Below are 14,692 nucleotides of genomic sequence, written 5' to 3'. Positions count from 1 at the left end.
CTTACTTAGGCCAGAGCTTCAGGGCCTCACCTCCCACCCTGGCCCCGGGGGTGAGGCCCCGCTTGGGGAACCAGCCTTGGTTCACCTCGAGGGCCCCTTGGTACACCACCCCAGGGTAGTAGACGGGGCAGGGGTCTTTGTGGCAGGGCTCCATGTCCAGAATGCGGAGGATCTGCCCCTGGCGGTCAAAGAAGGCGATGGAAAGGGGGATGAGGGTGTTCTTCATCCAGAAGCCCCCGGCGGTGGGGGCGGGAAAGAGGAAGACCATGCCCTCATCCTCCCCCAGGGCCTTGCGGAACATAAGGCCTTGGGCCTGGCGCTCGGGGGTGTCCGCCACCTCCACCCTTAGGAAGTGGCGCTTGCCTCCTTGCTCCACGAAGAGGGTGCTTTTGGGAAAGGAAAGGCCCTGGCCTAAGGCCCAAAGCCCCAGGGCAAGCCCTAGGGCCATCCTGAGGACAAGCCGCTGAGCCGAAGGGAAAAAGCGCATAGGGCCATTATGGCAGAAGGGCGGCTAGCGCCGCCCGGATGGCCGCCTGCACCTCGGTCACGGGTTTGTGGGCCTTCAGCACCCGGAAGCGCTCGGGCTCCGCCGCCGCCAACTTGAGGTAGCCTTGGCGTACCCGCTGGAAGAAGGGTAGCCCCATCCTTTCCAGGCGGTCCGGGGCCGAGACCCGCTTAAGGGCTTCCTCCGGGGGCAGGTCCAGGAGGAAGGTGAGGTGGGGTTTCAAGCCCAGGGTGGCTTCCTTGGCCACCTCCAGAAGCCAGGGGAGAGGAAGGCCTTGGCCATAACCCTGGTAGGCCAGGCTGGAGTCCAGGTAGCGGTCGGAGATGACCCAAAAGCCTTCCCCCAGGGCGGGAAGGATCACCTTGCGCACATGCTCCGCCCGGTCGGCGCTGAAGAGGAGGTACTCGGCTTCCGGGGAGAGGGCTTCGCCCCTCAAAAGGAGGTCCCGCACCCCGGGTAACCCCCCGCCGGGCTCCCGGGTCAGGCGGGCTTTTATCCCCTTTTCCTCCAGGAACTGAGCCAGGAGCCGGGCCTGGGTGGTTTTGCCCGAGCCGTCCAAGCCCTCGAGGGTCAGGAACACCCCCCTCATAGCCCCGTGGGGTGGTCCAGGAAGACCCAGGGCAGGCCGAAGCGGGCTTCCAGGTGGCGGGCCAGGGCCTTGACCCCGAAGGCCTCGGTGTCGTAGTGGCCGGCGTAGATGACGTTGAGGCCCCGCTCAAAGGTTTCGTGGAAGACGGTATGCTTGGGTTCCCCGGTGACGAAGAGGTCGGCCTCCACCCAGCTTACCAGCCCCGCCGCCCCGCCGGATATGATGGTTACCGTTTCCACCAGGCCTTTGCCCCCTTGGTGGACCAAGGGCTGCATCCCGGTGAGCTGGCCCAGCATATCCGCCACCTGGACCAAGGGAGTGGGAAGGGGAAACCGCCCTTTCACCCCCACGTCGAAGGGCTCCAGCTCCACCAGGCCCAGAGCCCGGGCCAGCTCGTGGTTGTTGCCCACCTCAGGGTGGGCGTCCAGGGGAAGGTGGGCGGCATAGAGGTTGATGCCCCCTTGGAAGAGGAGCTCCAGGCGGCGCTTGTGGTGGCCCACGATGGGAAAGGGTTTGCCCCAGAAAAGCCCGTGGTGGACCAGGAGGAAGTCCACCCCCTCCTCGAGGGCCTTCTGGAAGAGGGCCTCGGCGGCGTCCACTGCCGCCCCCACCTTGCGCACCTCCTTCTTCCCCTCCACCTGTAGGCCGTTTAAGGAGAGGTCCTGGGGGAAGTCCTTCAGGCGCAGGTACGTGTCCAAGTAGCGCACCAGCTCATCCCGGTTCATGGCGCCCAGCTTACCGGAAAAGGGGACCTGGGGGCAGGCGAATGACCGGTCAGTATTATGGAGGCATGGAACCGGAAATCCTTTTCAAGCTCCGCTTCCTGTCGGACCTCACCCCTGGCCCCGATGGCTTCCCCCTTTTCCTACTGACCGATATCCAGGAGGGGCATCCACCCCGGTACCGCTCGAGGCTGGCCCTTTTTGACGGTACCTTGCGCTTTCTCACCCAGGAGGAAGCCAGAAAGCCCCGCTATGCCCCTCCTTACATCTACTTTCTGCGGAAGGTGGGGGAGGTCCAGGAGCTTTTCCGCCTGGACCTAAGGGGTGGGGAGGCGGAGAGGCTTACGGAAACCCCTGGGGTCTTGGACTACGCCCTGGGCCCTGAAGGGGAGGTGGTTTTCCTGGCCCTGAAGGAAGCTCCCATGCCGGGTAGCCCCCGCCTGTACGAGGGGTGGCCCTTCAAGTTTGACGGCCGGGGCCTCCTCCCCGAGGGGAATGTGGCCCTTTATGCCCTCGAGGGGGGGCAGAAGAGGCTTCTTCTGGACCGCTACCCCGCCCCCAGGGAGATGGTACCCTCCCCCGAAGGGCTCTACCTGGTGATGGCCGAGGACAAGGGGGCGCAGGCGGAGTGGCGGGATACCCTCTTCCTGCTTAAGGAGGGCAGGTTGCAAAAGGTCTACGGGGGCTTTGGCCCCATCTTTGCCCTGGAGTGGAGCCCGGAAGGGCTTTTCTTCCTGGGCCACGCCTTTGAACGGGGAGGGGGCACGGAGGCCCGGCTTTACCACCTGCATGGCGGGGAGGTTCGGGTTCTCTTTGAGGGTAGCCTGCAGAACTCCATCAACTCCGATCTCCGCTATGGGGCCCATACCCAAGGGCCCAGGTGGGCCGGGAATGGGGTCTATATCGTGCGCACAGAGGAGGGAACGGGAAGGCTTTACCGGGTGGGCCTCGAGGGGAAGGCCGAGGCCTTGCCCGCAGAGGGGAGCGTTCTCTCCTTTGCCCTTACCGAGCGTGGCCTCTTCCTCCTCACCGAGGACTTTACCCATCCGGCCCGGCTTTGGGGTCCCCTGGGGGTCTACGACCCCAACGAGGGGGTTTCCCTACCCCTGGCCGAGCCCATCTACACCGAGTGGCCGAGTCCGGAAGGGCACCGGGTGCCGGGGTGGGTCCTGCTTCCGGAAGGGCAAGGACCCCACCCGGTCATCCTGTACATCCACGGGGGACCCCACACTGCCTTCGGGCGGGCACCCATGCTGGAGCTCCAGCTCTTCCGCCAGGCGGGGTATGCGGTGGTCTTCGCTAATCCAAGGGGGTCCACCGGCTACGGCCAGGACTTCGCCCTGCTCCAGGGGGAATGGGGGGAGCGGGACGAGCGGGACCTCCTGGGCTTTTTGGACCACGTTCTGGCCCGCTTCCCCCTGGATCCTGGCCGCGTGGGGGTGGCAGGGGGAAGCTACGGGGGTTATATGGTGAACTGGCTCACCGCCCGCCACCCTGGTCGCTTCAAGGCGGCGGTCACCGACCGGAGCATCGCCAACTGGTTCAGCTTCTTCGGGGCCAGCGACATCGGTCCCCGCTTCACCTTCATGGAGCTTATAGCTAGGCCCTGGGAGAGGCCGGAAGTGCTTTGGGAGAAAAGCCCCTTGCGCCATGTCCACCAGGTGCGGACGCCCACCCTGGTGGTCCATTCCGAGCAGGACCACCGCTGCCCCATAGACCAGGGGGAAACCTGGTACACTGCCCTCCTCCACCTGGGGGTGAAGGCCCGCTTTTTCTGGGTACCCGAGGAGGGACACGAGCTTTCCCGCTCCGGCAGGCCAGACCGCCGGATCGCCCGGCTCAAGGCCTACTTGGACTGGTGGCGGGAAAACCTCTAGTACTACCCCGCCCTGGCAAAAGCCAGGGCGGGGACCCTTGCTATTCCTTTAGGCCTGGCTTTCCGCCACCGGTTCGGGAATGGGGCCGAAGGTTTCCTCGTACCGGGCCACGTTTTCCGCCAGGCTCCGGAGAAGGGCCTTGGCGTGTTGGGGGCTGGTGATCACCCGGCTGACCACCATGGCCCCGCCCTGGGGTTGCAACAAGGCGAAGTCCAGGATGAACTCGTTCTTGGTGTGGGCGATGAGGGCCAGGTTGGTGTACCGGCCCAGGGCCACGTCCTTGTCGATTTGGATGTCCAGCTTTAGCTCGCTCATCTAAGCGCCTCCTCCAACTTGGGTACAGCCCTTTTCAAGGCTAGGCGTACCCGCCCCAGGCTTCTCACGCTGTCCAGGAGAAGGAGCAGGTGATAGCCAGGAAGGGGCATCAGTAACAAGGCCCCCTCGGGGTACTCTACCATGACCTCCTCCACCCCTTCCTGGCCCAGGGTCTGGGCCAGGGCTTTGGCGGTGCCCAGGACCGTGGCAGCCCGGGCGGAAAGAAGGCTGGCCTCCGGGGCATCCGCTTCCCGGGCCTCTTCCACCACGAACCCGTCCTCGCTGAGGAGGGCGGCCACCCGTACCCCCTTGGTGGCCTTGAGTTCCTGTAGGGCTTGCTCCACCATGCCTCCTTCTTTAGAGGTTCTGCACCTTAAAGGCGATGCGGGTTAACTCCTGGCCCACGGCCTTGCGGTCCATGCCCCGCTCGATGACTGCCCCTAAAACGTACTCCCCTACCCTTAGGGCCAGGATCTCGTGGTTTTCCGTGGCCAGGGTGAAGCGGCGCACCTCCCCGGAGAGGGCTTCCGCCAAGGGGGTCATGTGCCGCACCAGGGAGGCCAGCTCCGCCGCCAGGACCTCCGCCGGGGGGTTGCCCCGGCCCAAGGCCTCGATGACCAGGCCGTCCAGGCCCGTGAGTACCGCCCTCTTGACGCCAAAGGGGGCCAGGCTCTCTAGGTAAGCCATCCCGCCACCTCCGCCAGCTTTTCCCCCACCTTGGCTGTTTGCAAACGTGCCTGGCCCAGGTTGGCTTCCGGTGCCATGAGGAGAAGGAGGAAAAGTTCCTCGTGTCCCTTGCCTCGAGGCACGGGTCCCTGGGGTTGTGGGCCTGCCCTCCGCACCACGTGGACATAGCCTACCACGGGGTGGCCCCCCACCAAAAGCTCGTGCACCCGGGGGGTGCCCAGGCTTCCGGCGTAGGCGGCCTTGGCCTGGCGCAAAAGGGCGGCGTGTTCTGCGACAGCCGCCTCGAGGTCCACCCGCCTGCGCCTGGCTCCTTCCACCAGGAGCCCGTCCAGGGTGCCGATGGCGGCGGCAAAGGCTCCCTCCACCTGGTCCAGGAGGTGTTGCAAAAGCTCCTCCATGCCCCTTCCCCAGGGCCTAAAGGGGTTTCCTCCCCTCCAGGGCCCGGCCCAAGGTTACCTCGTCCACGTACTCTAGGCTCCCCCCCACGGGGAGGCCGTAGGCCAGGCGCGTGGCCTTCAGCCCCCGGCGTTTGAGCTCCTCCGCCAGGAAGAGGGCGGTGGCCTCCCCCTCCACGGTCATGGAGGTGGCCAAGACCACCTCCTCCACCCCGGAAAGCCTAGCCCAGAGCCTTTCCAGGTTGAGCTCCTTGGGACCCACCCCTTCCAAGGGGTTCAAGGCCCCACCCAGCACGTGGTAAAGCCCGTGGAACTCCCCGCTCCGTTCCAGGGCAAAGAGGTCGGAGACGGTTTCCACCACGGCGATCACCGACCGGTCCCGGCTTTCGTCCTGGCAAATGGGGCAAAGCTCCCCCTCCGCCAGGTTGCCGCAGACCCGGCAGACGCCCAAGGCCTCGAAGCCAGCCAAGGCCCTTTCCAGCTCCTCAGCCTCCTCCCGGTGGAAGGCCAGGTAAAGGGAGAGCTTCTGGGCGGTTTTGGGGCCGATCCCGGGTAGGCGGGAGAGGGCGCGGGTGAGCTTGAGAAGGCTTTCAGGATACCTCATCCTAGAAGAGCTTGCCCAGCATCTGCCCCACGCCGCCCAGCTCCCGGGCCATTTCCTTCTCCGAAAGCTCGTGGGCCTTCCTCTGGGCGTCCTGGATGGCCACCAGGAGGAGGTCCTCCAGGCCCTCGAGGTCCTCCTGGAAGCTCGTTAGCACCTCGGGCTTTAAGCGGACCGCCAGGATCTTGCCGTGCCCGTTGGCCTCCACCTCCACCAGGCCCTGGGCCGTGCCCACCACGGTCATGGTTTCCAACCTTTCCTGCACCTCGGCGGCCTTCTTCTGGGCTTTCTGCGCTTCCTTCAAGAGCTTCTGCAGGTTCATGCTCCCTCCTCCCTGAGTATAGTGGAAGGCATGGAGCGCCCAAGAAGGCTACGTTCTCCCCTTCTAAGGCCCTTGGTGGCGGAGGTGGAGCTTGGTCCGAGGCACCTGGTCCTGCCGGTCTTTGTGAAGGAGGGAGGGGAGCCGGAGGAGGTTGCCTCCATGCCCGGGGTATTTCGCCAGCCCCTGGCCCATCTTCCCCGGCTGGGGGAGGAGGTGCTTAAGGCGGGCCTGGGCGGGGTGATCCTCTTCGGGGTCTTGCCCGAGGAAGAAAAGGATTCCCTGGGGCGCGGGGCCTATGCGGAAGAGGGCATCGTTCAGCGGGCCATTCGGCTTCTGAAACGGGAGGTTCCCGAGCTTTTGGTCATGGCCGACACCTGCCTTTGCGAGTACACGGACCACGGCCACTGCGGGGTGGTGCGGGAAGGTCCTTTGGGGTTTTACGTGGACAACGATGCCACCTTGGAGCTTTTGGCCAGAACTGCCCTTTCCCAGGCCCAGGCGGGGGCGGATGTGGTGGCCCCCAGCGCCATGATGGATGGACAGGTTAGGGCCATCCGGGAGGCCTTGGACCAGGGGGGGTTCGCCCACGTGCCCATCCTCTCCTATGCGGTGAAGTACGCCTCCGCCTTTTACGGCCCCTTCCGGGAGGCGGCAGGGAGCGCCCCCCAGTTTGGGGACCGCACCGGTTACCAGATGGACCCCAGGGCAGGCCTCTGGGACGCTTTGAGGGAGGCGCACTTGGATGACCTCGAGGGGGCCGACATGCTCATGGTCAAGCCCGCCCTCCCTTACCTGGACGTGCTCTTCGCCCTCAAGGGGCGGTTTTCCAAGCCGCTTTTCGCCTACCAGGTTTCCGGAGAGTACGCCATGCTGAAGGCGGCAAGCCTTAAGGGGTGGCTGGACGAGCGGCGGGCGGTTTTGGAAAGCCTCTATGCCTTAAGGCGGGCCGGAGCCCAGGGAATCCTCACCTACTATGCCCTAGAGGCGGCCCGCTGGCTGAAAGAGGCTTAGCTCAGGCCTCTTGGGTTTGGCGGGCCTCCCGGGGTGCGGGAATGCCCCCGGTGAGAAGGGTGTAGCCTGCCGCCAGGCTCACCATGGCCCCTGCCAGCAGGAAGACCCGGGGGGCTCCCATCCATCCCTCCAAGGCTCCGCCCCACATGGTGCCCAGGAGGACGGCGGCGTTCATCACCGCACCGAAAGCGGCGAAAATCCGTCCCCGCATCTCCTGGGGGGTGTTGAGCTGCAGGATGGAACGGGCGGGCACGATGAAGGCCATGTTGAGGAAGCCCCCCAAGAAGAAAGCGACCAGTACCCAGGCGAAAACGGGGAAAAGCCCCACCGAGGCTTCAAAGAAGCCAAAGAGGAGCAAGCTGTACAGGAAAAGCTGTTCCCTGGTGACGCGCCCCAGGAGCTTGGGCAGGGCCAGGCCCCCCAGGATGGCCCCCAGGGCCATGGCCGCTTCCATGAAGCCAAAACCTGCCGAGCCCACCTTGAGCCACTTAATGGCCAGCACCACCCCCAAAGCGGTTTCCACCGAGCCGAAGGCGGCGGCCGCAAACAAGGTGCCCACCGCCCGGCGGAGGGCGGGATGGCCCACCAGGTGACCGATCCCCTCCTTCACCCGGGCGAAGAAGCCTGCCTTGGGAAGCCTCTGAGGCTTTAGGGAAGGGAGGCCCGACAGGATGAGCCCTGAGGCCAGGTAGGTGGCGGCATCCAGATAGAAGGCGAAGGCTGGGCCTACGGCAGCCACCAGCACCCCTGCTGCCCCTACGAAGAGCACCTCGGAGAGACGGTCGGCCAGGAGAATCAGGCTGTTGGCCTCATCCACCTCCTCCTTGGGCACCAGGTCAGGGACCACGGCGTTTTGGATGGGGTCGTGCAGGTCCCGTAGGAGTTCAATTAGGAAGACCAAAAGAAGCAGGATGGGAAGGCTTTTGGCTCCCAGAAGGGGGATGAGGGCTACCAGGGGAACCCGAAGGAGGTCGGACCACACGAGAAGCCGCTTGCGGTCCTGGGTGTCGGCCCAGGCGGAAAGGAGGGGGGAGAAGACCACGGTGCCCAGAAGCTGGACCCCGAGGGTGAGGGAGACCCAGAGGGCCTTTTCCGTGAGCAGGTAGACCAGGACCAAAAGGGCCACCCGGTGCACCTTGCTTCCCACCTGGGAAACCAGGTAGGAAAGGATCAAGCGGGCGAAGGCCTTGTGCCGTAACGCTTTCATAAAACCCCCTTGTCGGGGAGTATACCAAGAACTCCTTTGGGTCAGGGGTTACCCACCACCAGATACGCCAGCCGCCTTCCTTCCCGGGCCAGGACCACGGTTCCCTCGGAAAGGCGGTAGACCAGGAGGTCCTTGAGCCTTTGGGGCACCTCGCCTGCTTGGCCCACGTAAAGGACGTCCTCCTGGGGGTCTCCGGAAGGGGCGTTCCTGGGGCGTAGGGAAAGGACGTTTTGCCCCACCTTGAGGGCCAGGGGTTCGGCCCCGATGGAAAGCAGGTGCACCTCCCCCCCAGGGTTTCCCGGGTGGGGGGGCGACGGCCCAGGTACTCCCTTAAGGCCTCCGCCAAAACCAGGGCTTCCCGCTCCTGCCCCAAGGCCTGGCCCACCTCCTTGAGGAGGGGGGTGGCGTCTGCTCCACCCAGGCGTTTCAGGGCAAGCTCCAAAACCTTGCGGGCGAAGTCCTGCAGGGCTTCCCAGGGGGCCTGGCGGTACTTCTCCGCCAGCTCGGGGCCAAAGGCCTGGGGGTGGAACTCGCCCTTCAATCGGGCAGAAAAGGCCCTGAGGAGGCGCAGGTAGACGTAATCCTGGTTGGGGCTTAGGAGAAGGGCCAGGATCCGCCCCTCGGCCAGGAGCTCGTAGAGCCTGAGCCCGCTTCGCGCCTCGAGCCTCAGGTGGAGGAGATCCCCTTCCCGCACCGCCAGGACCTCGAGGTCCTCCCAGGGGATCACCAGGGTATCCTCCAGCACATAATCCTCCCCGCCCAAACCCAGGTGCCAGGTCCCTTCCACCTGGCTTAGGGTGAGGGTGAGGGGTCCCAGGGGGATCCGGCCTGGCCTCAGGGGCAAGGTAAGGAGGCTTTCCTCCCCCTGGCCGGGCTCGGGAACCCGGGGCCAGGGGGTTTCCCCTTGCGGGGCAGGAAGCAGGTTCAGAAGGGCGATGACCTTTTCCAGGGCCACGCGGAAACGGTGCCGTTCCTCTTCCAAGAGGAGCTCCCGCCGCCTTTCCTCCTGGGCCTCTTTCCTAAGGCGTTCTTCCAGCCTGGCGATCTCCAGGGCGCTCGCCCCCAGGCGCTTGGCTTCCTCCAGGGCTTTTTTCAAGGGCATGAGGTCCCGCTTGGGGGGGAGGCCGTAGGCCTCGTCCCACTCCAGGATGCGGTTCAGGAAGCGGCGAATGTAGGTGCGGGTTTCCTCAGGGGGCAAGGGAAGGTCCTGAGGAAGGTGCAGGGCGGTTTCCAGAAACTCCATCACCAGGGCCTCGGCCACCTTGGGGTCCTCGAGGTCCACGAGGCTATCGGAAAGAGAGGGGATGGAGTGGGTGGGGTGGAAGCGGGAGAGGTTGAAGTCCCGCTTGAAGGTTTCCTTTTCCCGGTACTCCAGGTAGTTCTGCAAGAAGGCGTGGATGAGCCTGAGTTCCTCCCGCCTCCCCACCAGGAGGTCCTTGGCCCGGGCCTTGGCCTCCCGCTCTGCCAGGAGGCGCCATACCTTTAAGGCGATGGCCCGCAAGGGGGAAGGCTTTTGGGTGGGAGTGGGTTCCTCCAGGTTCTCCAGGGCCGGGGTGGGGAGGTCCAGGGAAGGGGGCTCCGGGGGCGGGGAAGGGGTAAGGCTTTGCCGTAGGGCCCGGAAGCGGGCATCGGCTTGGCGGAAGCGTTTGGCCAAAGGCCCTGGCAGGCGGGTTTGGATGAGGAAGGCCCTTAGTTGCAAAAGAGCCCTTTTCCCCCCTTTGGGGGTGCGGCCTGCGGCCAAGTCCTCCACCCGGTACTCGTAGAGGTCCACCAGGTCGGCCAGGTGCTCCACCCATTCATCCTATAATGGGTCCGATGCGCCTTGCTCCCCGGTACAGCGTGGCCGCGGTCTCCCATGTGGGCCGGCGCCAGAACAACGAGGACTTCCACCGGGTGATGCGCCTCGAGGTTCCCCAGGGCAACCTCTTTCTCCTGGCGGTGGCCGACGGCATGGGAGGGATGGAGGCAGGGGAGTGGGCCAGCAAGGTGGCCATAGAGGCCCTTTCCGAGGCGGTGCGGGCCTATGCGGAGCACCTGAAGGGAGGCCGGCCAGCGGTGGGCCTCTCTAAGGTGATGGAGAAGGCCTTCACCCTGGCGGCCAGGTGGGTGGAGAAGGAGGCAGAAAGGCTTGGGAAGAAGGGTATGGGCACCACCCTCACCGCCTTCCTCTATGCGGACTGGCTCAAGGAGGGGGTGGTGGGGCACATCGGGGACTCCCGGGCCTACCACCTCACCCCCAAGGGGCTTAAGCGGCTCACCGAGGATCACTCCTGGGTGGCGGAGCGCTTGAGGGAAGGGGTTCTGACCCGCACGGAGGCCGAGCGCCATCCCTACCGCAACGTCCTCACCCGGGCCCTAGGCCTGCCGGAGGCCCGCTTTGACCTCACGGAGGTGCGCTTGGGTCCGGGGGAAGGGGTGCTTTTGGTGACGGATGGGCTTTACGGCCTGGTGCCCGAGGAGGAGTGGATCTTGGGCAAGGACCTGCAGGCGAGCCTCGAGGGCCTCCTGGCCGAGGCTTTGCGCCGGGGTGGGGACGACAACGTCACCGCCGTGGCCTTACGGGTGGAGTGATGCAGGGGCTTCTGGCCTTCCTCCTGATTCTCCTCACCGCAGCCTTGGCCTCCCGCCTTACCCCTTGGGCCCTATGGTTCCTCCTGCTCCTCCTCTCGGGAGCTGCCTGGGCCACGGGGGCCCGGGCGGAGGTGGTTTTCCCCTGGCTGCTTATGGGCCTGGGGTTGCTGGCCTCACCCCGGGTCTACCTGGGTCCCCGGCGGAGGATCCAAAGGCGTTCCCGTACCCAGGGACGGGCCTCCTCCGGTTCCAAGACCACGGAGGAGGCCCGGGCTCTGGAAAAGCAGTACGAGATCCTGGAAAAGGTGGGCGTGGGGGGCATGGCCACCGTGTACAAGGCCAAGGATAGGAAAACCGGCCGCCTGGTGGCCCTCAAGGTTCCCCAGGAACGCTTTGTGGGCGACCCCCGCTTCGTGCGCCGCTTCCACCGGGAAGCGGAGGTCCTGGCCAAGATGGACCATCCCAACATCGTCAAGGTCTACGACCATGGCCAGGTGGATGGGGTGCACTTCATCGCCATGGAGTACCTGGAGGGGGAGGGTCTGGACAAGCTCATCGAGGAAAGGCGCCTTTCCCTGAAGCAGGCGGCGGCCATCCTCGCCCGGGTGGCCGATGCCCTTAAGCACATCCACGCCCAGGGCATCGTCCACCGGGACATCAAGCCGGGGAACATCATGGTGCTCAAGGGGGCCCTCAGGGAGGATGGCGTGGACCCCAGGGGGGTGCGGCTCATGGACTTTGGCATCGCCGCTGGCAAGGTGCTCACCCGTCTCACCATCACCGGGGCCCGCATCGGCACCCCGGTCTACATGAGCCCAGAGCAGGCCAAGGGCCAGAAGCTGGACCACCGCTCGGACATCTACTCCCTGGGCATCGTTCTCTACGAGGCCTTAACCGGCCAGCCCCCCTTCACCGGGGGGTATGAGACCGTGATCCATCAGCAGATCTTTCAGGTGCCCACCCCGCCAAAGCAGCTTAGGCCCGAGATTCCCCAGGTGCTTTCCGACCTGGTTTTGAAGATGCTGGAGAAGGACCCGGCCAAGCGCCCCTCCTTGGACGAGGTGATCCAGGGCCTTTCTGGCTCGTGGGAGGAGGAGCAGGGCCTGCCTCACCCCTTCTACCTGCTCTTGGGGGTGGAGGCCAAGAAGGGCACGGTGCGGCTTCTGGACCCTTCCGGTACCCCTGCCCGGCTTCTATCCGGCATTGGCTCCGGCCCGGGTTACTTCCCAGCTCCTCCCCTCTCCGTGGCCGCTGATGGGGAAGGGGGCATCTGGATCTCGGTTTTTGAGCACGGGGCCAGGCTCCTTCACCGCTTTTCCCCAGAAGGGGAGCTCCTCCTTTCCGCCGGGCCTTACGGCATGAAGCCTGGGGAGTTCCTCTTCCCCGTGGCCTTGGCGGTGGCCAACGGTAGCCTGTTCGTCTTGGACTCGGAGACCGCCACGGTGAGCCGGCTCGATTTGAAGGGGCAGTACCAGGAGCGCTTCGGGGGCCAAGGCCCAGGCCGGGGCACCTTCCAGGATCCCAAGGCCCTGGCGGCCACGCCGGAGTTCCTTTTCGTCCTGGACTACGGCAACCGCCAGGTGCAACGCCTGGCCCTGGATGGGCGTTACCTTTCCCGTTACGCTTTCCGCCGCTCCAAGGAAAGCGAGGAGCTAAGGCTTCTCGGTGGGGTAGGGGTGGAGGGGGAGAGGCTTTACCTCTACGATGTGGAGGCGGCCAAGGTGCGGGTGCTGGATCTGGCGGGATCCCTTCTCGCCTCCTACCCTCTGCCCCTGTTGGAGGGGGAGGACCGCATGAGCCTGGTGGAGCTCCTGCCCTTTGGGGACATCCTCTATGCGGCCAGGCGCGGGGCGAGCCGCATCCATCGCATAGACCTGAAGACCGGGGAGGTCCTGCCGCCCTTGGAGGTGTACGCTCCCGTGCGGGCCCTTGCCCTTTGGCGGAACCCGGCATGAGGGTGCTTCTGGTGGAGGACGACCCAGGGGTGCGGGAGGCCTTGGAGCTTGGGCTTTCCCTCGAGGGGCACGAGGTCAAGGCCACGGAGAGCCCAAAAGAGGCCCTAAGCCTCCTTCCCTGGGCGGAGGTGGTGGTTTTGGATGTGCTTCTGCCCGAAAGGGATGGCTTTTCCCTGCTTAAGGATATCCGGGCTCGCTCGGAGGTGCCCGTGCTGATGCTCACCGCCTTGGATGCGGTGGAGTGGCGGGTGAAGGGCCTCAAGGAGGGGGCGGACGACTACCTGGTCAAGCCCTATAGCCTCTCCGAGCTCCTGGCCCGCCTCGAGGCCCTCTGGCGCCGCGCCCATAGGGGGAAGGAGGCCCCGGAGGTTTTGGCCTACAAGGACCTGAGGCTTTATCCCAGGCGCATGGAGGCTTTCCGGGGAGAGAGGAGGCTTTCCCTTCCCCCCAAGGCGTTCCTTCTCCTGAAGGCTTTTCTGGAGTCCCCGGAGGAGGTGGTTTCCAAGGAAGCCTTGATGCTCCGGGTCTGGGGGGAGGAGGTGGACCCCGCCACCTTGGAGGTGCACCTCTCCCTCTTAAGGAAGGCCCTGGGGGAGCCCAACCCCATCCAGACGGTGCGCGGCTATGGCTACCGCCTTTTCCTCCCTTAGGGGGAGGGTTTTTGCCCTTCTCTTCCTGGCCCTCTTGCTTCTGGCCCTGCCCCTGGCCTTTCTTTCCGCCAGGGAGGCGGAAAGGGCCGCCAGCGAGGACCTGCGCCGGGCCCTTTACACCCGGCTTTACCTCCTTGGGGAGGAGGGACCCAGGGAGGAGGAAGCTCTCCTCCTTGAGCTTTTCCGCCTGGCCCAGGTTTATGGGGGCGGCACAGGCTTCGCGATAGGGAAAGAGGGGGTGGCCTTTACCGAGGTGCCCTCCCCGGACCTTCCCCCTGGTCTCCTCGAGGCCCTTGCTCAGGGACGAGCCTACCAGGGAGTGTGGCGGGGGATGCTCTACGTGGCCCTGCCCCGGGAGGGGGGAGGGTTCGGCCTGGCGGTCCCCCTGGAAGGGGTCGCCGGCCTGGGGCGGAGGCTTCTCCTCCTCTACGCCACCTGGGGTGGAGGGGTGCTTGGGGTCATCTTTCTCCTCTCCGCCCTGGGGCTCGCTTGGGCTCTTCGCCCCCTGGGGGAGCTGGCGAAGCTCCTGCAGGCCCGGCGGCCCGAGGACCTAAGCCCCCTTCCCGACCCTGGTTTGGCGGAGCTTCGGCCCTTGGTGGAGGCCTTGAACAGCCGCCTGGCCCAGGTGGAGGGGCTTCTTAGGGAGCTTTCCGAGAAGGAGGAGGCGGCCCGCCGTTTTGCCCGCCATGCCTCCCACGAACTTCGCAATCCCCTGGCTGCCTTGAAGGGGTACTTGGAGGTGCTCCTGCGCAAGCCCGAACCCAGGGCCCTCACCGGGGCCTTGCGGGAGGCGGAGAGGATGGAGGCCTTGCTCTCCGGGCTCCTCAGGTTATCTCGCCTCGAGGCCACCTCCCCTAGGCTCATCCTCCTGGACCTGCGGGCTTTCTTGGGGGGATGGGGCCTGGAGGTGAAAGGGGAAGGCCAGGTTTTGGCGGACCCCGAGCTTCTGGCCCTGGCGGTGGAAAACGTGTTGGACAACGCTCGCCGCCACGGGAAGCTTCCCCTTAAGGCCAGGATCCAGCCGGGAAAGGAGGGGGTTTGGCTTTGGCTTGTGGACTCCGGGCCCGGCTTCCCCAAGGAGCTCTTGCCCCGGGCCCTGGAGCCCTTCGTCCATGGGGGAAAGGGCACGGGCCTGGGCCTAGCCTTGGTGGCGGCGGTGGCCCGGGCCCACGGGGGAAGAGCATGGGTGGAGAACCAAGACGGGGCGGCGGTGGGGCTCTACCTGCCTTTGGCTTCCCTTAAGGTTTCGCCCGATGCGCCCTTTAGCCAGAAGGAATAGCCTCCG

The 14,692-nt window shown here is 65.6% G+C and carries 16 protein-coding genes and 1 pseudogene; 6 read left to right on the top strand and 11 right to left on the bottom strand.

Annotated elements, in window-relative coordinates; translation table 11 throughout:
- Position 1: 1 nt before the first annotated feature.
- The 3 genes from EBI04_RS07615 to EBI04_RS07605 are packed head-to-tail and all read right to left on the bottom strand — an operon-like array spanning position 2 to position 1,819.
- Positions 2 to 487, bottom strand: coding sequence for a DUF192 domain-containing protein (locus EBI04_RS07615; protein WP_373277588.1), 486 nt, complete (start codon positions 485 to 487; stop codon positions 2 to 4).
- 7 nt (positions 488 to 494) lie between these two features.
- Positions 495 to 1,094, bottom strand: a complete 600-nt coding sequence (tmk, locus tag EBI04_RS07610) for a dTMP kinase (RefSeq protein WP_135256960.1) — start codon at positions 1,092 to 1,094, stop codon at positions 495 to 497.
- On the bottom strand, positions 1,091 to 1,819 hold the full coding sequence (locus EBI04_RS07605; RefSeq protein ID WP_135256959.1) for a Nif3-like dinuclear metal center hexameric protein: 729 nt from the start codon (positions 1,817 to 1,819) through the stop codon (positions 1,091 to 1,093). Before EBI04_RS07605 ends, tmk begins: the two co-directional genes overlap by 4 nt.
- A gap of 65 nt (positions 1,820 to 1,884) precedes the next feature.
- Here EBI04_RS07605 and EBI04_RS07600 point away from each other — a divergent pair, with 65 nt between their 5' ends.
- Entirely contained in the window at positions 1,885 to 3,693 is a 1,809-nt protein-coding gene (locus EBI04_RS07600) for a S9 family peptidase (RefSeq protein ID WP_135256958.1), read from the top strand.
- A 48-nt stretch (positions 3,694 to 3,741) separates the two neighbouring features.
- On the opposite strand, the gene EBI04_RS07595 is transcribed toward EBI04_RS07600, so the two are convergent.
- Genes EBI04_RS07595 through EBI04_RS07570 form a run of 6 tightly spaced genes read right to left on the bottom strand, consistent with a single transcriptional unit; the run spans position 3,742 to position 6,013 of the window.
- A complete protein-coding gene (locus EBI04_RS07595; protein WP_015718004.1) occupies positions 3,742 to 4,008 on the bottom strand; it encodes a DUF3467 domain-containing protein in 267 nt (88 codons plus the stop codon).
- Positions 4,005 to 4,355 (bottom strand): roadblock/LC7 domain-containing protein, encoded by a 351-nt coding sequence (locus tag EBI04_RS07590; RefSeq protein WP_373277587.1) that lies wholly within the window; start codon positions 4,353 to 4,355, stop codon positions 4,005 to 4,007. The genes EBI04_RS07595 and EBI04_RS07590 overlap by 4 nt, the downstream gene beginning before the upstream one ends.
- Before the next feature lie 10 nt (positions 4,356 to 4,365).
- Positions 4,366 to 4,695, bottom strand: a complete 330-nt coding sequence (locus EBI04_RS07585; protein ID WP_135256957.1) for a roadblock/LC7 domain-containing protein — start codon at positions 4,693 to 4,695, stop codon at positions 4,366 to 4,368.
- Positions 4,683 to 5,093: a roadblock/LC7 domain-containing protein gene (locus EBI04_RS07580; protein WP_135256956.1), complete on the bottom strand. Its 411-nt coding sequence runs from the start codon at positions 5,091 to 5,093 to the stop codon at positions 4,683 to 4,685. The genes EBI04_RS07585 and EBI04_RS07580 overlap by 13 nt, the downstream gene beginning before the upstream one ends.
- Positions 5,094 to 5,109: 16 nt before the next feature.
- Positions 5,110 to 5,694 carry a recombination mediator RecR gene (gene recR, locus EBI04_RS07575; RefSeq protein WP_135256955.1) on the bottom strand — a complete coding sequence of 195 codons (585 nt, stop codon included), beginning with the start codon at positions 5,692 to 5,694 and terminating at the stop codon, positions 5,110 to 5,112.
- A 1-nt stretch (position 5,695) separates the two neighbouring features.
- The gene (locus EBI04_RS07570) at positions 5,696 to 6,013 is read right to left on the bottom strand and encodes a YbaB/EbfC family nucleoid-associated protein (protein WP_135256954.1); all 318 of its coding nucleotides are present in this window, start codon (positions 6,011 to 6,013) and stop codon (positions 5,696 to 5,698) included.
- A gap of 30 nt (positions 6,014 to 6,043) precedes the next feature.
- Between EBI04_RS07570 and hemB the strand changes: the two genes are divergently transcribed.
- Positions 6,044 to 7,024 (top strand): porphobilinogen synthase, encoded by a 981-nt coding sequence (gene hemB, locus EBI04_RS07565; RefSeq protein WP_135256953.1) that lies wholly within the window; start codon positions 6,044 to 6,046, stop codon positions 7,022 to 7,024.
- Position 7,025: 1 nt separating this feature from the next.
- On the opposite strand, the gene EBI04_RS07560 is transcribed toward hemB, so the two are convergent.
- Together EBI04_RS07560 and EBI04_RS13895 are read right to left on the bottom strand one after the other, a co-directional pair.
- Positions 7,026 to 8,231 carry an MFS transporter gene (locus EBI04_RS07560; protein ID WP_135256952.1) on the bottom strand — a complete coding sequence of 402 codons (1,206 nt, stop codon included), beginning with the start codon at positions 8,229 to 8,231 and terminating at the stop codon, positions 7,026 to 7,028.
- A gap of 41 nt (positions 8,232 to 8,272) precedes the next feature.
- Positions 8,273 to 10,023, bottom strand: a pseudogene (locus EBI04_RS13895) (hypothetical protein).
- A 23-nt stretch (positions 10,024 to 10,046) separates the two neighbouring features.
- Between EBI04_RS13895 and EBI04_RS07550 the strand changes: the two are divergent.
- Genes EBI04_RS07550 through EBI04_RS07535 form a run of 4 tightly spaced genes read left to right on the top strand, consistent with a single transcriptional unit; the run spans position 10,047 to position 14,686 of the window.
- Entirely contained in the window at positions 10,047 to 10,802 is a 756-nt protein-coding gene (locus EBI04_RS07550) for a PP2C family protein-serine/threonine phosphatase (RefSeq protein WP_167481917.1), read from the top strand.
- Positions 10,802 to 12,757, top strand: a complete 1,956-nt coding sequence (locus tag EBI04_RS07545) for a protein kinase domain-containing protein (protein ID WP_135256950.1) — start codon at positions 10,802 to 10,804, stop codon at positions 12,755 to 12,757. Before EBI04_RS07550 ends, EBI04_RS07545 begins: the two co-directional genes overlap by 1 nt.
- Positions 12,754 to 13,407, top strand: a complete 654-nt coding sequence (locus EBI04_RS07540) for a response regulator transcription factor (protein ID WP_135256949.1) — start codon at positions 12,754 to 12,756, stop codon at positions 13,405 to 13,407. Before EBI04_RS07545 ends, EBI04_RS07540 begins: the two co-directional genes overlap by 4 nt.
- Positions 13,382 to 14,686 carry a sensor histidine kinase gene (locus tag EBI04_RS07535; protein ID WP_135256948.1) on the top strand — a complete coding sequence of 435 codons (1,305 nt, stop codon included), beginning with the start codon at positions 13,382 to 13,384 and terminating at the stop codon, positions 14,684 to 14,686. The genes EBI04_RS07540 and EBI04_RS07535 overlap by 26 nt, the downstream gene beginning before the upstream one ends.
- The last annotated feature ends 6 nt before the right edge of the window (positions 14,687 to 14,692 follow it).

Origin of the sequence: Thermus caldilimi (assembly GCF_004684245.1) — a bacterium.
Taxonomy (GTDB): Bacteria; Deinococcota; Deinococci; order Deinococcales; family Thermaceae; genus Thermus; species Thermus caldilimi.
The sequence above is the reverse complement of the archived record's forward strand: the minus strand, read 5'-3'. Positions and strand labels throughout refer to the sequence as shown.